Source organism: Candidatus Binatia bacterium, from assembly GCA_036504975.1.
GTDB lineage: Bacteria > Desulfobacterota > Binatia > UBA9968 > UBA9968 > JAJPJQ01.
The window spans coordinates 1-3,758 of sequence record DASXUF010000127.1 but is presented as its reverse complement, the minus strand read 5'-3'; the positions used below and the strand labels follow the sequence as shown (position 1 = coordinate 3,758).

Below are 3,758 nucleotides of genomic sequence, written 5' to 3'. Positions count from 1 at the left end.
AAATGCGCTGAGGTCTGCCCGGTGAAAGAGTGCATCGTGATGGTCGACGAGCTGCAATTTGAGGACGACCACAGCCCGTGGGAGCATTGGAAGAAGGACTCGAAAGAGTACATCACGTGGGTCGAAGGGAAGAAAGGCAAGGAGCGCGTTTCTTATCCCGAAGTCACGGGAAAAGGCATTACGGTCACTCAGGGAGAAGTGATGCCCGAGGGAAAGATCGTACCCGTCAGAAAAACCGAGGAGGTTGAAGTATGAGTGTCGCAGTCGCACAAGCTAAATCAGATCAATCAGGTGTCTACGAACGTGAAGACCTTTTAAACGGCTGCCAGGCCGTCGCGCAGGGCGTGCGCCTGGCGGACGTGGACGTGATCGCCGCTTATCCGATCCGTCCCTATACCGAGGTGATGGACGCGCTCTCGAAGCTGATCGCCGACGGTCAATTCGACGCCGAGTACATTATCGCGGACAGCGAGCACTCCCAGTTCGAGATCGTCAAGCACGCCAGCTCGGTGAACGCGCGCGCCTTCGGCGGATCGAGCGGCACGGGTTGGATGTACGGTATGGAAGCGCTGGTCGTTACCGCGACCGACCGTCTCCCGCCCCTTTTCGTGGTGGGCAACCGCGCTCTGGACGATCCGGGCGCCTTCGGCGTCGAGCACAACGATGCGATGGCGGTCCGCGACATGGGCTGGCTTCTCTGCTGGGTGACGACGCCGCAGGAAGCGCTCGAGCACGTGCTGATCGGCTATCGCATCGCGGAAGACAAGAAAGTCAGAATGCCGATGGGGTTGGCGATGGACGGCGCCTTTCTCACCCACTCCCAGCACATGGTGAAGATCCCGTCCGTAGCAGCGGCAAAACAATTTCTCCCGCAATACGATCTCGCCGAGCGCCGGCTCCATCCCGACAATCCGATCTCCGTCGCGCCGCAGATCAACGAGGACTGGGTCATGGAGCTGAGACGTCAGAACTGGGAGGCCGCCAAACGGGCGCGCGGCGTGATCAAAGACGCTTACAAAGAGTTCAACAACGTCTTCGGCAGCCGGTACACCGAGCCGTACTACTTCGAAGAGTTCATGACCGACGACGCGGAAACGGTCCTGATCGGCGTCGGAACGGTGGCGGCTCCGGCGCGCACGGCGGTGAAAAGGCTGCGCGAGAAGGGACAAAAAGTGGGTTACGTGAACCTGCGCTGGTTCCGGCCTTTCCCAACCGTGGAGCTGAGAGATTGTCTGAGCCGTTTCAAAGCGGTCGGCGTCGTTGACCGCGACTTCGCCCACGGCTCGCCGGACAACGGCGGCATCCTGATGCACGAGATTCGCTCCTGTCTCTACCCGGCTAAGCAACGTCCGGCGATCGCTAATTTCATGGGCGGCCTGGGCGGACGCGACCTCTCGATCGCGGACGCGCAGAAGATGTATGATATAACTCAGCAGGCGGCGAAGAAGGATTCCATGGACGGCTTCGTAACCTGGATCGGCCTGAGAGAGTAAATAGGAGGTGAATATGTCAACAGCACCGACCATCGACTACGAGAAGATCAAAGGCGTTCACAAAATACCGCTGGAGGAGCTGTATACCTCCGGCCACCGCACCTGCCAGGGCTGCGAGTCGGCAACGACGATGCGCGGCTTCATCAAGGTCGCGGGTTCGCGCACGGTGGTCACGGGAGCGACCGGTTGCATGTACGTGGCCAACACTTCGTACTTGACCACGCCGTGGATCGTGCCGTGGATGCACACGCAACTCGGCGCCGGCGGCTCCTCCGCCGTGGGCATGGCCGCGGGCCTCAGGGCGCTCAAGCGCAAAGGGAAGATCAAAGACGAGAAGATCAACGTCATCAACTTCTCCGGCGATCTCGGCGCCGGCGATATGGGAATCGGCGGAATTTCCGCCGCGCTCCAGAGCGACTATGACTTGCTGATCATCATGTACGACAACGAGTCCGCCGCCAACACCGATATCCAAGCGACGGGCCTGACGACCTATGGTGCGCAGACGACCTTCACGCCGCCGGGGACGAAGCACCCGATCATGCAGCGGCGCTGGAAGAAGAACGTCGCTGGAATGCTCGCCGTCGGCCATCCGACCTGCCGCTACGTCGCCACCGCCTGCGCCACCTTTCCGCCGACGGATTATCTGAACAAGGTGCGGAAAGCGCTCAGCATCGGCGGGCCGACCTTTATCCATACCTACGATCCATGCCCGAAGGGCTGGGACTATCACCCGCGCTACTCGAACGAGCTCGGCGAGTTTGGAATCAAATCCGGCCTCTATCCGCTCTACGAGATCGTCGAGGGCAACGTCATCTACACTTGGGACGCTCGCAAGACGGGCAAGGGAAGAATCCCTGTGAAAGACTTTCTCACCAAACAGGGCCGCTTCGATCACCTTAAAGAAGAGCACTTTACCCACATCCAAAAGATGGTCGATGAGATGTGGGATGAATGGGAGATTCCCGGCGTCGCGCCGATCAAAGGGATCTTGAAGGCAAGGATCTAATCCGCCGTTCATCTCGATGGACTACAAAAAGAGGCTCCCGAACGGGAGCCTCTTTTTCTTGGCTAGCGCGCTTCCGTAATCAGGTCCCGGTCGTTCGTCTTGATTTGTTTCTACTCTTGCCTATGGCCGAGCGCATTCTGTCTGCTAACGCTGGCCGGACAGCCGCTTGATAAAGCCGCCCTTGTCCAGCTCCGCGACAAAGCTCGGGTCCATAAACTCGTCCGGCTTGTGGCTCAAGATCTCCGGCCTCCTCTGCGCCACATATTCGTAAGTCGCTTGCAGCCCCTGCGTGATGGGATAGGGAACTGAAATGAAGTCCTGCCGGTAGATCTCGTAGGAGCCTTCCAAAATCTCACGGTCATTCGTTCTCAGGTGCTTGCTCAACACCTTCAGGCTGAAATCTCGATGGGTCTTGAAGTAATGGATCGCCTCCACGTGGGATTTGACCATCCGCGTGACCGTATCGCGGTCTTCTTGAACGTGCTTCCGCCGCGTCACAACGGACATGGACGGATAACTCACCTCTTGCCGCGCGTCCCATAAAACTCGAAACCCGAGACGCTCTCCCTGCACGTCGGATGGGTGAGAAAGATCCGCAGCCTCGACCCCACCCGACACCAGCGCCTGCAGCCGTTCCGGCGGAGTCCCGACCGAAAGCCATACGATGTCTCGATTCGGGTCCAGGCCGTATTTTTTTACGATGTAGCGATTGAGAAAATCCCCCAGCGAGCCCAGCCCGGAGGTGGCGAGCTTTTTTCCCTTCAGGTCTTCGGGCCGCTTGATCTCCTGCCGCACCAGGAGTTTGCTCTGCACGCCGGGGACGGTGTGGGCGACGGTGGTGAGGTCCGCCCCGCCCAGGTTCGCAAGCATGACGGTCGCCAAGGTGACGGGCGCGGCAAAGATGCTTCCGCTGATAATCGCCTGCGAAGTTTGGCCCGATCCTCTGAGCAGGATCAGCTCGACATCGAGGCCGTTTTTATCGTAGATCTTCGCTTCCTTGGCGATCCACGGAATCCAGTTCGACGCCGAGATCGACGTCACGCCCCAGCGGATCTTTTTTAGCTCCTTGTCCTGCGCCGGGCTCACGCTGCAACATAACAAGACCGCGAACCATGGAATGAGCAGCGAAAGCAGTTTATTTCCGAGTCTTTTAGTCATGGCTTCCCTCTTTGCCTGCTATTTTTTCGCGCCGAGCGAATTCAGAAAGCCGCTCTGCTCGATTCTTTTCAGAAAGCTCATGTCGTAGAACTCTTCCG

General features: G+C 58.8%; 4 protein-coding genes. 3 read left to right on the top strand and 1 reads right to left on the bottom strand.

Going from position 1 to position 3,758, the window contains the following annotated elements; all coding sequences use genetic code 11:
- From VGL70_16635 to VGL70_16625, 3 genes are all read left to right on the top strand, one after another.
- A partial coding sequence (locus VGL70_16635; GenBank protein ID HEY3305152.1) for a hypothetical protein occupies positions 1–255 on the top strand: 255 nt, incomplete at its 5' end.
- Positions 252–1,493 (top strand): pyruvate ferredoxin oxidoreductase, encoded by a 1,242-nt coding sequence (locus VGL70_16630; GenBank protein HEY3305151.1) that lies wholly within the window; start codon positions 252–254, stop codon positions 1,491–1,493. The genes VGL70_16635 and VGL70_16630, both read left to right, overlap by 4 nt.
- A gap of 13 nt (positions 1,494–1,506) precedes the next feature.
- Positions 1,507–2,502 (top strand): thiamine pyrophosphate-dependent enzyme, encoded by a 996-nt coding sequence (locus tag VGL70_16625; GenBank protein HEY3305150.1) that lies wholly within the window; start codon positions 1,507–1,509, stop codon positions 2,500–2,502.
- Between the two features lie 144 nt (positions 2,503–2,646).
- Here the strand turns inward: VGL70_16625 and VGL70_16620 are convergent, their stop codons facing one another.
- Entirely contained in the window at positions 2,647–3,660 is a 1,014-nt protein-coding gene (locus tag VGL70_16620; protein HEY3305149.1) for an ABC transporter substrate-binding protein, read from the bottom strand.
- Positions 3,661–3,758 lie beyond the last annotated feature (98 nt).